The 15,650-nt window shown below is 32.1% G+C and carries 13 protein-coding genes; 11 read left to right on the top strand and 2 right to left on the bottom strand.

The window, feature by feature from the left end; translation table 11 throughout:
* Positions 1-122 precede the first annotated feature (122 nt).
* The 4 genes from B5X49_RS05475 to B5X49_RS05460 all read left to right on the top strand — a co-directional run bounded on the left by B5X49_RS05475 (position 123) and on the right by B5X49_RS05460 (position 6,557).
* On the top strand, positions 123-419 hold the full coding sequence (locus B5X49_RS05475) for a hypothetical protein (RefSeq protein ID WP_045748747.1): 297 nt from the start codon (positions 123-125) through the stop codon (positions 417-419).
* Positions 420-599: 180 nt separating this feature from the next.
* Positions 600-4,163, top strand: coding sequence for an InlB B-repeat-containing protein (locus B5X49_RS05470; RefSeq protein ID WP_045748748.1), 3,564 nt, complete (start codon positions 600-602; stop codon positions 4,161-4,163).
* 113 nt (positions 4,164-4,276) lie between these two features.
* Positions 4,277-5,044, top strand: coding sequence for an aminoglycoside 3'-phosphotransferase (locus B5X49_RS05465; RefSeq protein ID WP_052669858.1), 768 nt, complete (start codon positions 4,277-4,279; stop codon positions 5,042-5,044).
* 10 nt (positions 5,045-5,054) lie between these two features.
* Positions 5,055-6,557, top strand: coding sequence for an HAD hydrolase-like protein (locus tag B5X49_RS05460; protein ID WP_045748749.1), 1,503 nt, complete (start codon positions 5,055-5,057; stop codon positions 6,555-6,557).
* Here B5X49_RS05460 and B5X49_RS05455 read toward each other — a convergent pair.
* Positions 6,543-6,875 (bottom strand): YolD-like family protein, encoded by a 333-nt coding sequence (locus B5X49_RS05455; protein WP_045748750.1) that lies wholly within the window; start codon positions 6,873-6,875, stop codon positions 6,543-6,545. The genes B5X49_RS05460 and B5X49_RS05455 overlap by 15 nt on opposite strands.
* Positions 6,868-8,145, bottom strand: coding sequence for a Y-family DNA polymerase (locus B5X49_RS05450; RefSeq protein ID WP_052669859.1), 1,278 nt, complete (start codon positions 8,143-8,145; stop codon positions 6,868-6,870). Before B5X49_RS05450 ends, B5X49_RS05455 begins: the two co-directional genes overlap by 8 nt.
* A 435-nt stretch (positions 8,146-8,580) precedes the next feature.
* On the opposite strand from B5X49_RS05450, the gene B5X49_RS05445 reads away from it, so the two are divergent.
* The 7 genes from B5X49_RS05445 (at position 8,581) to B5X49_RS05415 (ending at position 15,639) form a co-directional block, all read left to right on the top strand.
* Positions 8,581-9,249 (top strand): InlB B-repeat-containing protein, encoded by a 669-nt coding sequence (locus B5X49_RS05445; protein ID WP_045748751.1) that lies wholly within the window; start codon positions 8,581-8,583, stop codon positions 9,247-9,249.
* 768 nt (positions 9,250-10,017) lie between these two features.
* The gene (locus tag B5X49_RS05440; RefSeq protein ID WP_045748752.1) at positions 10,018-11,493 is read left to right on the top strand and encodes an aminotransferase class I/II-fold pyridoxal phosphate-dependent enzyme; all 1,476 of its coding nucleotides are present in this window, start codon (positions 10,018-10,020) and stop codon (positions 11,491-11,493) included.
* Positions 11,490-12,365, top strand: coding sequence for an agmatinase (speB, locus tag B5X49_RS05435; protein WP_045748753.1), 876 nt, complete (start codon positions 11,490-11,492; stop codon positions 12,363-12,365). The genes B5X49_RS05440 and speB overlap by 4 nt, the downstream gene beginning before the upstream one ends.
* 131 nt (positions 12,366-12,496) lie before the next feature.
* The gene (locus B5X49_RS05430) at positions 12,497-12,820 is read left to right on the top strand and encodes a type II toxin-antitoxin system RelB/DinJ family antitoxin (RefSeq protein ID WP_052669860.1); all 324 of its coding nucleotides are present in this window, start codon (positions 12,497-12,499) and stop codon (positions 12,818-12,820) included.
* Positions 12,817-13,422, top strand: coding sequence for a Fic/DOC family protein (locus tag B5X49_RS05425; protein WP_045748754.1), 606 nt, complete (start codon positions 12,817-12,819; stop codon positions 13,420-13,422). The genes B5X49_RS05430 and B5X49_RS05425 overlap by 4 nt, the downstream gene beginning before the upstream one ends.
* Before the next feature lie 146 nt (positions 13,423-13,568).
* Positions 13,569-14,654 (top strand): pyruvate dehydrogenase (acetyl-transferring) E1 component subunit alpha, encoded by a 1,086-nt coding sequence (gene pdhA / locus B5X49_RS05420; RefSeq protein WP_045748755.1) that lies wholly within the window; start codon positions 13,569-13,571, stop codon positions 14,652-14,654.
* 1 nt (position 14,655) lies between these two features.
* Entirely contained in the window at positions 14,656-15,639 is a 984-nt protein-coding gene (locus B5X49_RS05415; protein WP_045748756.1) for an alpha-ketoacid dehydrogenase subunit beta, read from the top strand.
* Positions 15,640-15,650: the final 11 nt, after the last annotated feature.

Here is a 15,650-nt window from a genome sequence, read left to right as displayed (position 1 = left end):
TTTATAGATTTAAAAAGAGAGAACGTAAGATTTTATAAAGGAAGTGATCAATCAAATACAATATGAATATGTATAAATCACATAAAAAATAACAGTTTATAAAACAATAAGGAGAATATCATATGTTAAAAGCATCAAAAATATTAGGAACAATTAGTTTGTTGATTGCGTTATTCATGGTTTGGTTTACATCAGATTTAATCATTGCAGCTCAAACTGCAAATGATGGGTGGTTGTTTTTTGGATTTTTAATTATTGCAATCATGATTTCTATAGCAACTGCCATACTTTCTATACCATTTATTATTTTCTTGATTAAACTTAAATATCAACAAATGAAGTATTATTTTTATACACACATCGGATTAGTTTTAGTTTTAATCATAAGTATTACATTTGCTGTTTTAATGTTAAGATAAAATTTACTTAGATGAATACTTAAAAACCTTCTTAAACATGCCTTATTTATATAGATAAAGGCATTTAGAAGGTTTTTTATTTTTTATGGATTGTCTTTTAGTGTTTTAGTTTACAATCTATGTGAATTTATGATATCATGGCTGTTATATCAATTTTTGATGACAGGAAAGTGAGAACAGATGAAGAAACTAGGGGCTATATTTAATATACTTATATTAACACTATTATTAGTTGCTTGTGTAGGCACTATAGATAGTTACACCATTACGTTTGAAACAAATGGTGGTACACCAATTGAGGCAATTGAGGCAGATGCAAATTTCAATTTAGCATCTCTTGAAGCACTCACAACAACAAAAGAAGGATATGAATTTGATGGATGGTTCACAGACATCAGTTTAGATCCTGAATCTATTGTAGATGAAGCAATTACGGGTTCTATTACACTCTATGCAAAATGGAACATTATTAACTATACAATTACATATCATTTAGATGGTGGTTCAAACCACTTGGATAATCCAAGTAGTTATACTATTTTAGATGAGGTTGTTTTAAAAACACCTACTAAAGAAGGTTATACATTTAACGGGTGGTTAATTGATAATGATTCAAACAAAGCCATTACTCAAATTAACGTAGGTTCTAAAGGGAATCTATCTTTACATGCTACATGGGAAGCAACAACTGAAACAAGTTATGTGATTACATGGAAACAAGCAGATGGTACAACCATCAAAACAACACAAGTATTAGAAGGTGCATTACCTGTTTTTGACGGGGCTACACCAACTAAGGCATCCGATGATGCATTTGATTATGCATTTGCAGGATGGACTCCAGCAGTTGTTGCTGCAACTAAAGATCAAACCTATACAGCGACATTTACTGCAACTGCTAAGGGTAAAGCAGATTATAACCCTGCAGCTTTAAATGCAATCTTCGGTTTTGATATTTACGCTTTAATGCCTGGATTTAAAACAAATGACTCCTTATTAACCGATGTATCTGAAGATGGATACTTTATGGTATATGTTGATATCTTTGACTGGTCAGTAGAAGATTCTGATGCATACATGCTTTTATTAGATGAAGCATTAACTTATGATGATGCTGAAATGTCATGGATTATAGGGGATTACTTCCTATATGTATTTGAAGATGATGAAACTTATCCAGGAGAAGTCGTATATGGTATTGGTATTTATGGTTCTACAGAGGACCCTGTGGATCCAACCGATCCAACGGATCCAAAAGATCCATTTAATCCAGCAGAGTTAAATACTATCTTTGGATTTGACATTTATGCTTTAATGCCTAATTTTACAACGAACGATTCACTCATTTCAAATTTATCTGAAGGTGGATTATTTGAAGTTTATATCGATATTTTCGACTGGACAGAAGCAGATGCGAATGCATATATGGATCTTTTAGATGCTGCACTTTCATATGATGATGTAGAACAATCCTGGGTGATTGGAAACTATTATTTATATGTATTTGAAGATGCAGAAACTTATCCAGGCGAAGTGGTATATGGTATTGGTATCTACAATTTAGAAAATGGACCTGTAGACCCTGAAGAACCAGTTAATGGAATTTATTATAGTTTTAATGTTCAAAATACAACAACTTCATTACCAAGTAGTTATAAAGATACAATAGATACTGCTTTATTATTTACTAACAGTGCATCTAAAGCAATCATTACTGTAAGTCATGCAGCGAATGTTGCAACAGGACCAAGTGGTTTATCAGCAGGTATTGTGTTTGCAGCAAACGTTAGTGGTAATGCAAATCCAACGGTATATTTAGAAGTAGACACACTTGGAAATATAATTACTAACTTCTCATTCCAAATTGAGGCAAGAGATAGTTATACAAATACTTTAAAAGGTGCGAAGGTTCAAGTATATCAATCAGGTACTTGGGTAGATTTAGCAGGTGGAGATTTCTATACACAACTTTCAACTGATGTTGTAACCATTCAAATTCAAAATCTGAATGCAAGTCGTTTCAGATTATTATTCACAGGAACTGGGGCAACATCGAATAGTGGACAGTTTAAAATATCTGAAGTTACACTTTATCAAACAGCTTCTGTACCAACCTATGAACTATGGGAAGACATGGTTGCTGTATTAGAAACTAATTTAAATGATTTAGACTTAAATACGTATTTCCCATCATTTACAGGTCTATCACAAATGGTTCTGTCTAAAGTATCCAATAAAGAATATAAAATCACAGGTGTTTTAGAATCCAGTGATGCAAACCTACTTTCAAATTATTACCAAGCATTAGAAGCTGCAGGTTATGCAATCGATGCTGAACTATCTACATTACGTGGACAAACTGTTTATACATATGCTGTATCTGAAAGTTTAGCATATGGTGTTTATGCAGTGATGGATGGAAACTCTGTTACAATTCGAGTATTCCAATTTGACCCATCTGTAGAACCAGGTGCATTAGAAACACTAGATTTTCAACAATCCGTTAATGAATATGAAAAACAAAAATTTGGAATTTCAGGTTTACCTTCAGTTGGAACGTTTGATGTATTAGTTGTTCCAGTAGAAATTAGTGGTTCACCATTTGATTTAGGTTATGAACAAAAGCTAGATGCTGTATTTAATGGAACAGCTCAATCTACAGGATGGCAAAGTGTAAGTAGTTATTATACATTAAGCAGTTTTGGACGTTTAAATTTAAGCTTTGATATTGCACCTAAATTTGTTACATCTAATACTAGAAGCTACTATGAAAACTTAGGTCAAGGTGGCGATCAGCATGCAATTGTTGAGGCTTTAAACGGTTTAGACAGTCAAATTGATTATAGTAAATACGATTCTAACAATGATGGATATATTGATTCCGTGGTATTTATTTATTCTGTAGATTATGATTATGATCAAGACCCATGGTGGGCTTGGGTCTATTCAGCAAAATATGGAGAAGCTGACAGTATTGGTCAACTGGATGGTAAAAACTTTGAGTATTATTTCTGGGCAAGTTATTCATTCTTAGAAGATCCAATTCAAGGAAATTCTGGTCTTATTTATAATGCAGAAACATATATTCACGAATTAGGACACTTAATGGGGATGGTTGATTTCTATCCTTATGAAGGTAACAACGACTATGGTCCAATGGGTGGATTTGATATGATGGACTATAATGTAGGCGATCATGGACCATTTACAAAATTAGTCTTTGGCTGGTTAAAACCATTACTGGCTACAGCAGGTACATATGATGTAACTTTAGACAGTTATGCTCTAGATACAGATGGTGAACAAAGCGTATTACTGATCCCTTATAGTGGATCTAACTTAGAAGATGGTAATGCATTTGATGAGTATTTACTCATTATGTTCTATACACCAAAGGGTTTATATCAAGGACATTTAGGAACAAGTACTGTACCTACACTTCCAGGGGTTGTTATCTACCATGTAGATGGTAGAACAAGAAGTAATGCAACATTCTGGGGAGATTACTTCATCAATGATAATGAAGGCAGTTCAAACTTTATTAATCAAATTTTAGAAGCAGATAAAAACCAATCTATACCAGGAAGTGTGACATTTAGAGTATCAGATATGTTAACATCAGGAACAATTGATTTAAGTACTTATCAATGGAACCAAGGTGGAAACATCAATGTAAGTATTTCAATTCAATCTACATTTGATGCAAACAGTCAAAACGTAACACTATCAGTCACAGTTCAATAAAAGATTTTGAAAGACCTTTTATAAATGATAGATATCATTTAGGAAGGTCTTTTTTCTTTTAAGATAGGCTCATGCTATAATGAAAGTATATAACTAGTCTAAGAGGATAATTCATGTATATACCCAAATTGATTCGGCAATTGATTGACTTAAAAGAAGGTATTAAAGATGAAATTGGCATGTCAGGTTCAACTGTTTTTCTATACCCACATCATGTGTTAAAGATTAGAGAACATCATGATGGTACGTTAAAGAAAGAATATGATGTATTAAATTATCTTCAAGGTAAACTCAAAGTCCCTAAAGTCATAGCGTATCAGTGTTTAAAAAAATATGATTACTTACTTATATCCAGATTAGAAGGTGAAATACTGAGTCAATCTAAGTGGATGAATGAACCATTTCAATTCATTGATTTAATGGTTCAATCACTAAAAAAATTATGGGCGGTAGACATTTCTAATTTGAATATCTATAAAGGTATTCCGTATAAGTTAAAACTTGCCAGACACAATATTGATACCGATGATGTTGATACGACCCAAGCAGAAGAGGATACATATGGACCCAATGGATTTATAGATCCAGAGGATTTATACAAGTACTTAGAAAGAGAAAAACCTGATGAAGATAAAGTTTTTTCACATGGTGACTTAACGTTAGAAAACATGTTGGTCAATCATCAAGGAGAGATATCCTGGATAGATTTTGACAGAGGTGGTGTTGCCTGCAGGTATGTAGATATTGCACTATCAGTTCGAAATATATATCATCATTTGGGTTACGATACGAAGTATACGGATTATCTATTTGATCAATTAGGTATCGATCCAGATTGGCATAAAATTAAATATTACATCTTATTAGATGAATTAATGTAGAGGGATTATTTTGATAAAAGCAATTGTTTTTGATATGGACGGTACACTCATTGATAGTGATTCACTCGTCTTAGAAATATATAAAAGATTAACAGCATATGAAAAGCCACAAACACCTTTAGAAAGCATGGATATAGAATCTGTGTTTGCTTTATCATATCCTGAGGTTTTATTAAAACTTTATGGAAAAGTTGATCCAACACACTTAGATTTTATTCATGAAACACACAAGAATTTAAAACACAAACTATTAAGAAAATATCCTAGAGTAGACGAAGTCATGATCGCTTTAAAGAAAAGAGGATATTTTATAGGTGTCTTTACATCAGAATTAAGATCCATTGCAATCGATGAATTAACCATACTTGGGTTATATGATTTGATTGATCATTTAGTTGCATATGATGATGTCAAAAACCCTAAACCCAATCCAGACGGACTCTATGATATGATGAACTTTTTTAAGTGTAAAGCACATGAAATCATGATGGTCGGAGATCAATTAACAGATGTTTTTGCAGCAAAGAATTCTGATGTTGAAGTGATATTGATGGATCACTACAATAAAAAACCAATGCATATTAAAAAACATTTTGATCTAGTCATCAATGATCCAATGGAGTTACTTGACAAGATAGATAATTTAAATAAGTTATACTTAGAAATGCCTTTAAATAGAGATTTGAAGATGATACAGTTTACAGATCTTCACTTAATGAATGATGATAAAGATTTAAAAACGTTTCAACTTATTCATGATTTCGTTTTGGATGAAAAACCTGATTTTATTGTTTTTACAGGCGACCAAACCATGTCTAAAGATGCACCTTTTTTGTATCAAAAATTAGGTCAGTTTATGGATACTTTAAAAACACCTTTTACATTTGTTTTTGGGAACCATGATTTAGATGGTGGTAACACCTACGAGACATTGATTGAAGCTATTAAAGATGCTAAGTATTTAAAATTTGATCAAGGACCTAAGCATTTAGGATATTCTAACTTTTCGATTAAACTCATGGATAAAAATGAGGTTATAGGTAAACTTATTTTTATGGATAGTCATATAGAGGATACATATGTTATTAAAGATGTTAAAGCTTGGGGATATGGTTCTATTACTAAAGATCAAGTGGATTGGTATCGTTTAAAAACAAACCTGAAAAAACCACATTTGATTTTCTTTCATATTCCATTAAGAGATGTTTTAGAAGTGGATAAAAATGCATTAAATTATAAAGGTGTATATGAAGAAAACCCATGCGTACAAGGCATGGATTTTGGATTTTTTGAAGCTGTTATAAAACATGGTTTAGCAAAAGGTATTTTTGTGGGTCATGACCACTACAATGACTTTGAATTTACAAAAAATGGTGTGTTACTGGCATATGGTAGAGTCAGTGGTCATTATGAATATGGAGCAAAAGGTTTTAAAAAGGGTGCTAGATTTTTTTATTTAAATAAAGAAGGTCAAATGAAAACTGAAGTTAAGTTATGGTCAGAGGATATCTAATCGCATGATGTCATCCAGTGGATAACTAGACTTATCCATAAAACATAATGTTCGAGTGATCATATCCACATGTTTAACAACACCAAGTGTTTCTTTTAAATAACCATCATGATAATATGTAATCGATATTTCTAATGAGGATTCTAAAGCAATCCTTAATGTTTCATTCATGGATTCTAATTGATCTTCTGAAAGTGTGGGCTTATCTTTTTTACCCAAACGATATTTTAAATCTTGAATTAAGTCATGAAAACCTAGAAGACCATCAAATGGTAACCATTTAATGATACCTCTATCTATATAGGTATCTTTATCCATTGTGTCCACCTACCATTTGATTTCTTTTAACAATTGTCGAACCTTTCTCAAGAGAGGTTCCTCGGTTAATCGCATTCTTTCCGAATTTAGATTTAAGTGAATCGACAGTTTCTAAGAGATCCGTTTCTTTATCTAAATACTCTGCATCTTCAAATAAAGAATATTGATACATGTTGTATTCACTGAGTTGACTGATAGAGATTGAGCAACTTCTAATTGGAGATGTACCATCATAACATTGATTAAATATATTTAAGATTGTGTCTAAAACAATTTTATAAGCCTGAGTGGGTTGGTCTAAGGTGATTTGTTTAGAAAATCCTCCTCCTGTTTTTTTATCATACCCACAAGCTAAATGGATTGTTTTACCCATTTTTCTAGTGAGTCTAAGACGTCTTAATACTTCATCGGTCATCTCATATAAAATCGTATAGATATCAGGTGTATAGTAGTCACTAAATAGAATTTGAGACTGACCAACTGATTTATTAGATTTTCTTATTTGTTTCTTATCTTGTACTAAAGACATATCAATACCATGTGTGTGATACCATAGTTCCTCACCTAAAACACCAAACATTTTCTTAAGGCGAATTCTAGATGATTGTGCAATATCTCCAATTGTGTATAAACCCATTTGGTTGAGATGTTCTTGCATACGGCTACCGATACCCCACATTTTAGAAAGTGGGGTTACAGGCCAAAGATTTTTTTCAACATCAGGATATCGCCATTCAGCAATACCTTCCTTAGTTTTTTTAGCATCAATATCCATAGCCAGTTTAGCAAGTAGCATATTAGAACCAATTCCAGCAGAACTGTAAATATGTAGTGTTTCTCTGATGTCATCTGTGATTTTTTTAGCCAGTTCATAGGCGGTCATTTGATAAAGTTTTAAATAAGAAGTCACATCTAAAAATGCCTCATCAATTGAGTAAACATATAAGTCATCATCAGAAATGTACTTTAAATAAATTTCAATGATTTTAACGGAGTAATTCATATAGGTTTTTAATCTTGGTTTGGCGTAGATAATTTCTTTATCTGGATACTTTGGTAAGTCAAATATGCGTGTTCTAGAAGGAACACCCATATTTTTTAAATAAGGAGACACAGATAAACAAAGTGCGCCGTCACCACGGGACCTGTCTGCGACTACTAAAGCAGATGAAAAAGGATCCAGTCCACGGATGGCACACTCAACAGATGCATAGAATGCTTTTAAGTCGATGCAAATAATATCTTTATGTAGTTTATATTCATCCATCATGATGTCCCTCCTGGTTCTTATATTTTAATCATTTTTTATAAAAAATAAAGGAAAATAAATATGAAAATAACGGTGAAAATAAACGCATCATTGAAACGGCTTTAATAAGGGGAAATTCAAAAGCATTATCATTGGAGGTATTTAGATTTTTATAAATAGACTTATAAATTATTTGAATTATTAAACTATTTGACAACTCTATTAAAAATGAATATAATAAAAATAGTTTAACACGTCACTTTTAGACCTTATTGTTAAACATATCGACTTTATATGAGGGAGACGTATAAAGTAGCTTAAATTCTTTTTAAGTTGCCTCACCTCATAGAATCTATATGTTTTTCGGGTCTTTTTTATTTGTAGTACCTTTAAGAATCGATAGGATTATCTGGCTGTTTTTGTTGATATAGAATATTATTTGGAGGGTTTTAAAGTATGAAAAAAATGACATTGTTTTTGATAGCAGGTGTACTCATAACATTCTTGTTTGGATGTGGACAAAAGGATGAGATGATTTATGACATCTATTTTTATCGTATGCAAGATGGTTATGCAGAAATTTATGCATTAACTGATGAAGGGCAACAATTAAGTTTTATCGAGATTCCAACAGAGATTTATGGTTACCCAGTGAAAGTTGGCTCTTATTATGGATTTGGTATAGATCAAAATGCTGCCAGAATAAAAAGTGACAAGCTTGAGGTTGTCATTATTAAAAAAGGAATAAGCATATTAACTCACGCACTTGAGCAATGCAATAATTTAAAATATGTTGTTTTTTTAGATGATGAAATCATTAGTATGGAAGGTGGATTTATAGGTAATGGACAGATGATCGTCATTGATACGTTATATGATTGGTATCAAAGTCATCGTGGAGGTAATTTTAAAGCTGCTAAAGCGGCATTTTACATAGACGATCATCTTTATCATTTAAGTTATGACGATGATGAATATATAAGTGAACCACAACAACCAAGTAAGGAAGGCTTTGAATTTGTTGGGTGGTCAAAGACAGCTTTAGAAGATAATTTATTTGATTTCAGTAGATCATCAAGTAATATTAATTCTATAATACTTTATCCTGTATGGAGAGGAAAATAATGAAAAAATAATTCTTGGCTTTTTGATATTCCTGTCAGTATTTGTAGTAAGCATTACATATGCTTCAACTATTAATTCTTTTATTGGAACCTCCTTGTGTAGTTATTACTAACTTTTATTATAAGGTAAGTCTACTTTTTATTTAAAGTGTTATAAATGCCTATAAAAAAGATAGTGTTCTACCATCACCTAATTGATAGGCATATAGATTACACCATCTATTATATACATCTAAAATTAAAATGTAAAACTTAAGCAAACACTTCTATAATCAAATTATGGAGGTGTTTTTTGATAGAAAACACGTAAGATATCTATCAAAAACGGATAGAGGTAGGTACTTTAAGTGAAAGGATAGAAAGTATTTAAAGATATTAAGTACACGAGCAAACCAAGGATTTAATCTAAACATTCTATGTAATCAAATCAATATGTCGAGACTAAATGAAAGTATGCAGATATCAAATCCACCATGTAAAAACAATTTAAATATCACGTAAATAATTGAATTCATGATGAAATTAACTGAAGGATTTAGAGGTGCTTCTTTGTCTAGTCTAGTCCAAACATTCTCTTATTATTAAGATACATAATCTCAATTTTACTTAATTTTTCTATGTAAACAAAGTAATATATAGAATATGATATAATTTATCGTATGGAATACAAAAAAATTATACTTTTTTAAATCATTAAAAACATATATTTATATTGCTTTATGGTATTATGATATGGTAACAAAAATAGAACATAAAAGGAGCATGGTAAGTGGCTAAACTCGATCAAACAAAAACCCCATTTTTTGATAAAATTAGAGCATATGGAGTCTCAGGAACGACGGCTTTAGATGTTCCTGGTCATAAACTGGGTTCGATTGATAATGAATTTACAAGATATTTAGGACATAACGTTTTTTCTATGGATGCAAATGCACCAAGAGGGCTTGATAACTTATCAAAACCTAAAGGTGTCATTAAGGAAGCACAAGCACTAGCTGCAGATGCTTTTGGTGCGGATCATGCATACTTTTTAATTAATGGAACATCACAAGGTATTATAGCAATGATTATGACTGCAGTACGTGCAAAAGAAAAAATAATCATTCCAAGAAACGTACATAAATCAGCAATTAATGGATTAATTTTATCTGGAGCAATGCCTATTTTTATGAAGCCACATATGGATAGTGAATTAGGGATTGCTAATGGGATCATATTATCCGAACTTAGAGAAACAATTGAAGAACACCCAGATGCAAAAGCGGTTTTTGTTATTAACCCAACATATTTTGGTGTAACTTCTAATTTAAAAGAAATTGTTAAGTTAGCACATGAATATAATATGCTTGTTTTATGTGATGAAGCACATGGATCTCATTTTGGATTCCACGATAGTTTACCACTATCTGCAATGGAAGCTGGTGCAGATATGGCTGCATGTAGTATCCATAAAACAATTGGTTCGTTGACACAATCCTCTATGCTTATTACTAAAGGAAACAGAGTGGACCCTAATAGAGTTCAGTCTACCTTAAATGTACTTCAATCCACATCACCATCCTCATTATTAATGGCATCACTCGATACTGCCAGAAGTTATATGGCAGTCAATGGAAAAGAAAAACTTGATGAGTTAATAAAAATGGCAGATGAAACTAGAAAGAAAATTAATAAAATTAAAGGATTCAAAGCAATCACGAAAGAATATATTTGGAATCATAAAGGTTATGATTATGATGAAACAAAGATCATGGTTAAGGTATCTGACTTAGGATTAACTGGATTTGATGCTTACAATATATTAAGTCAAGAATCTAATATCCAAATGGAACTTGCAGAAACACATTTAATTCTTGCTGTACTATCTATTGGTACCACACAACAAGATTTAGATAAATTTGTTGAAGGATTAAAGAATTTAAAGAAACATAAAACAGATAAAGAAATTAGACATAAAATTAGATTTACATATCCAGATAGTTATACAAGACCTCGTGAGGCATATCATGCACCTAAAAAGTATGTTAAATTAGAAGATGCATTAAATGAGGTAGCTGCAGAAAATATTATGGTATATCCACCAGGTATACCACTGGTTATTCCTGGTGAAATTATTAATGCAGAAATTTTAGAGGATTTAGAGTTTTATACAGCGCAAGGTTCAACCATTCTTTCAGATACGGAAGATGGGTATATTAAAGTAGTAGATAAAGATAAATGGTATAAATACGAGGGTGACTTATGAAATTAAATAAAGTAGATTTATCGTTTCAATCATGTACAGCATCTTATGATGAGGCAGATGTTGTAATATTTTCAGTTCCTATGGATGCAACCACATCCTTTAGACCGGGTACACGTTTTGCAGGTAATGCAATCCGTGTAGACTCATTTGGTGTAGAGTGGTACTCACCTTATCAAGATGCAGATTTAAAAGATTTTAAAACTGTAGATACAGGAGATTTAGATTTACCAATTGGTGCAGTTGAAGATGCGCTTGATATTGTATATGAAGCAACAAAAACAATTATCAATGATGATAAACTACCAATGATGATTGGTGGAGAACATTTAGTAACATATCCAGTATTAAAAGCTTTAAAAGAAAAGTATGATAACTTACATGTAATTCATTTAGATGCACATACTGATCTTAGAGAATCATTTTTTGGACGTGAATTATCTCATGCAACATTTATGAGACAAGCGCATAAATTTTTAGGAGACCACCATATCTATCAATTCGGAATTCGAAGTGGTGATAAACATGAGTTTATGTGGGCTAAAGAACACATCTATCAAAGAAAATTTGACTTTGAAGGATTGGACCAAGCAGTCTTAGATTTAAAAGATAAACCAGTTTATATTACAATTGACTTAGATGTATTAGACCCATCAGTCTTTCCTGGTACAGGAACACCTGAGGCGGGTGGTATGCAATATAAAGATTTATTATGGGCATTTGAACAATTTGGAAAACTGAACCATATCGTAGGTGCTGATATTGTAGAGTTATCACCTTATTTGGATCCAAGTGGTGCATCCAATGCTGTAGCGGCTAAATCACTAAGAGAGTTAATTTTAATTCTACAAAAGAATCTGTTAAAGAGAAAATAATTATATATAAGATGAAAACAGTACGAGAATTCGTGCTGTTTTTTTTATAGATTAAAGGTTGATTAGAATATAAGAAGTGTTCTATAAACAATTATTTAAACAAATGTGTTACAATATAAATAGGTGATCATATGAAAAAAACTGATTTTATTAATGTCCGAATCGATACGGACACAAAACAACAAGCAGAAGAAATTTTAAAAAACTTTAACCTTAGAATTTCTGATGCAATCAATTTATTTTTAAGACAAGTCGTTTTAGAAGAAGGTATTCCATTTGATGTTAAGCTACCTCAATATGAAAAGGCATATAAAGAGTTAGAAAAAGCAGTAGCATACAATGCATTTGGTGGAGGAATCCCTAGTGATTATGCCAACCAAATATTAAAACTTTATGCAAAAAACTTAATTGATTTTGAAACTGCAGTTTTTGCTTTAAATAGGAAAATACGATGAAAGATCCATATTTTTATCCAAATACCAATGTCCATGTAAATATTCCTGGAATTCAAGATAAGCAATTATTAAAAACTTATACAGCAAATCAGTTCGGTTTGGCAATGCTAAACCTACAAAAAGATAAGTTTTTAATCAAAAGTGCATTTGATTTCTTAAAATTACACAAAATATTGTTTTCAAATGTCTTTTTTTGGGCAGGAGAAATAAGAACAGTTAACATGACAACATCTGAGTTTATGATTGCAGAGGGTATGGTTGAGTTTGCTGATCATAAAAGTATACATAAAGAACTAGAACAAGTAGATATAAAATATAAAAATCTAGCTTGGTCAACAATGTCTAAAAGAGAATTTATTGATAATCTAAGTAAATACATGGTAGATTTATGGGTCATCCATCCACTAAGAGAAGGAAATACCAGAACCTTAATTGTATTTATGGATTTGTTTGCAAGTCAATATGGATATGATGTGGATATCAATCGATTTAATACATCCAGTCATGATATGCGTAACACATTTGTGTGGGGAGCGATAGGGGAGTTCTTTAATTTGAAGGATATTCTAAATAAGATTTTAAATAAGAAGCCTCAAAATTAACTCAAATATCTTAAAAATACCAAATTTATGTGCATTTTATACATAAATGATTAACACCGTAAGTTTTAGAATGCCTTTTCCAACATGGGAAGGCTTTTTTATTATATAATGACAATATGTTTAAAACATATTTATAGGAGGAAATTATGATCGCAAAGAAATATGATGCTTCAAAAGACAAGCAATTTCAGATTTTAGATCAAAACGGTAAAGTGGTTAATGAAAAACTTGACCCAAATTTACCAAAGGAAACGTTATTAAAGATGTATAAGACTGCTGTTTTAGGTCGTAATGCAGATATCAAAGCATTACAATACCAAAGACAAGGTCGTATGTTGACTTATGCTCCAAACATGGGTCAAGAAGCAGCACAAATCGGTATGGCTGCAGCAATGGAACCACAAGATTGGAATTCTCCAATGTACCGTGAGTTAAATGCTCAATTATATCGTGGTGTGACATTAGAATCCGTATTCTTATATTGGTATGGTAATGAAAGAGGATCAATCCGCCCTGATGGAGTGAAAATCTTACCAACAAATATCATTATTGGTTCTCAATCTAATATTGCTGCTGGTTTAGCAATGGCTGCAAAGATTAAGAAAACAAACGAAGTTGCCGTATTTACAATCGGTGATGGTGGTACAGCGCACGGTGAATTCTATGAAGGATTAAACTTTGCTGCATCATTTAAAGCACCTATGGTTGCTGTCATTCAAAACAACCAATGGGCTATTTCTACACCTGTAAGAAAAGCATCTAACTCTGAATCACTTGCACAAAAAGGTGTTGCATTTGGTATTCCTTTTGTTCAAGTGGATGGTAACGATATGTTAGCAATGTATGTTGCAACTAAAGAAGCTATGGACAGAGCTAGAAAAGGTGATGGTCCTACTTTAATTGAGGCATATACTTATCGTATGGGACCTCATACAACTTCAGATGACCCATCTATTTATCGTACAAAAGAAGAAGAAAATGAATGGGCATTAAAAGATCCGATTGCTAGATTTAAGACATATTTATTAAATAAAGGCTATTGGACTGAAGAAGAAGATCAAAAATTAGTTGAAGATGTTTTAACAGAAATTAACGATACATTTAAAAAAGTTGAAAGTTATGGAGCAAATGTAGATTTAATTGAAATCTTTGAACATACATTCGCAGAAATGACACCTCAATTAAAAGAACAATACGAAGAACATAAGAAGTTCTTGGAAGGAGCTAAATAATATGGCAATCATTACTTTATTAGAAGCTATTAACCAAGCCCTAGACCAAGCAATGGAAAAAGATCAATCCATCGTCGTATTTGGTGAAGATGCTGGTTTTGAAGGTGGCGTTTTCCGTGTGACTGCAGGTTTACAAAAGAAATATGGAGAAACACGCGTATTTGACACTCCGATTGCAGAATCTGCAATCGTAGGTAGTGCAATTGGTATGGCAATGAATGGTTTAAAACCAGTTGCTGAAATTCAATTCGATGGTTTCATTTTCCCTGGATATACAGATTTAGTTACGCATGCTGCTCGTATGAGAAATAGATCCCGTGGACAATTTACTGTTCCTATGGTTTTACGTTTACCACATGGTGGTGGTATTCGTGCACTTGAACACCACTCTGAAGCATTAGAAGTATTATTCGCATCTATCCCAGGATTAAAAGTAGTAACACCTTCAACACCATATGATGCTAAAGGATTATTACTTGCTGCAATCAATGATCCAGATCCAGTAGTTTTCTTAGAACCTAAGAGAATTTATAGAGCTGGTAAACAAGAAGTTCCTGCAGAAATGTATGAAATTCCAATTGGTAAAGCAAAAGTTGTTAAACAAGGTACAGATATTACTGTTGTCGCTTGGGGTTCTATCGTTCGTGAAGTTGAAAAAGCTGTTAAATTAGTTGAAGCAGAAGGTATTTCTGTTGAAATTATTGACCTTAGAACAATTGCACCAGTCGATGAAGAAACGATTTTAAACTCTGTTAAAAAGACAGGTAGATTCATGGTTGTTACTGAAGCTGTTAAATCATACGGTCCAGCTGCTGAGTTAATCACTATGGTTAACGAAAAAGCATTCTTCTCATTAGAAGCTGCTCCTGTAAGATTTACAGGATTTGATATTACAGTTCCTCTTGCAAGAGGCGAACACTATCACTTCCCACAACCTGAGAAAATTGCAGCTTATTTAAGAAAATTAGCTAAAGCAAGACCGTAAGGAGGCCAATC

Origin of the sequence: Acholeplasma oculi (assembly GCF_900166985.1) — a bacterium.
GTDB lineage: Bacteria > Bacillota_I > Bacilli_A > Acholeplasmatales > Acholeplasmataceae > Acholeplasma > Acholeplasma oculi.
Note: the sequence above shows the minus strand (reverse complement) of the source record. Positions and strands in the feature narration are given on the sequence as shown.

Coding starts and splice junctions, on each gene's coding strand:
- B5X49_RS05475 (WP_045748747.1), top strand. CDS start 123: ATGTTAAAAGCATCAAAAATATTAGGAACAATTAGTTTGTTGATTGCG.
- B5X49_RS05470 (WP_045748748.1), top strand. CDS start 600: ATGAAGAAACTAGGGGCTATATTTAATATACTTATATTAACACTATTA.
- B5X49_RS05465 (WP_052669858.1), top strand. CDS start 4,277: ATGTATATACCCAAATTGATTCGGCAATTGATTGACTTAAAAGAAGGT.
- B5X49_RS05455 (WP_045748750.1), bottom strand. CDS start 6,875: ATGGATAAAGATACCTATATAGATAGAGGTATCATTAAATGGTTACCA.
- B5X49_RS05450 (WP_052669859.1), bottom strand. CDS start 8,145: ATGATGGATGAATATAAACTACATAAAGATATTATTTGCATCGACTTA.
- B5X49_RS05445 (WP_045748751.1), top strand. CDS start 8,581: ATGAAAAAAATGACATTGTTTTTGATAGCAGGTGTACTCATAACATTC.
- speB (WP_045748753.1), top strand. CDS start 11,490: ATGAAATTAAATAAAGTAGATTTATCGTTTCAATCATGTACAGCATCT.
- B5X49_RS05430 (WP_052669860.1), top strand. CDS start 12,497: ATGAAAAAAACTGATTTTATTAATGTCCGAATCGATACGGACACAAAA.
- B5X49_RS05425 (WP_045748754.1), top strand. CDS start 12,817: ATGAAAGATCCATATTTTTATCCAAATACCAATGTCCATGTAAATATT.
- pdhA (WP_045748755.1), top strand. CDS start 13,569: ATGATCGCAAAGAAATATGATGCTTCAAAAGACAAGCAATTTCAGATT.
- B5X49_RS05415 (WP_045748756.1), top strand. CDS start 14,656: ATGGCAATCATTACTTTATTAGAAGCTATTAACCAAGCCCTAGACCAA.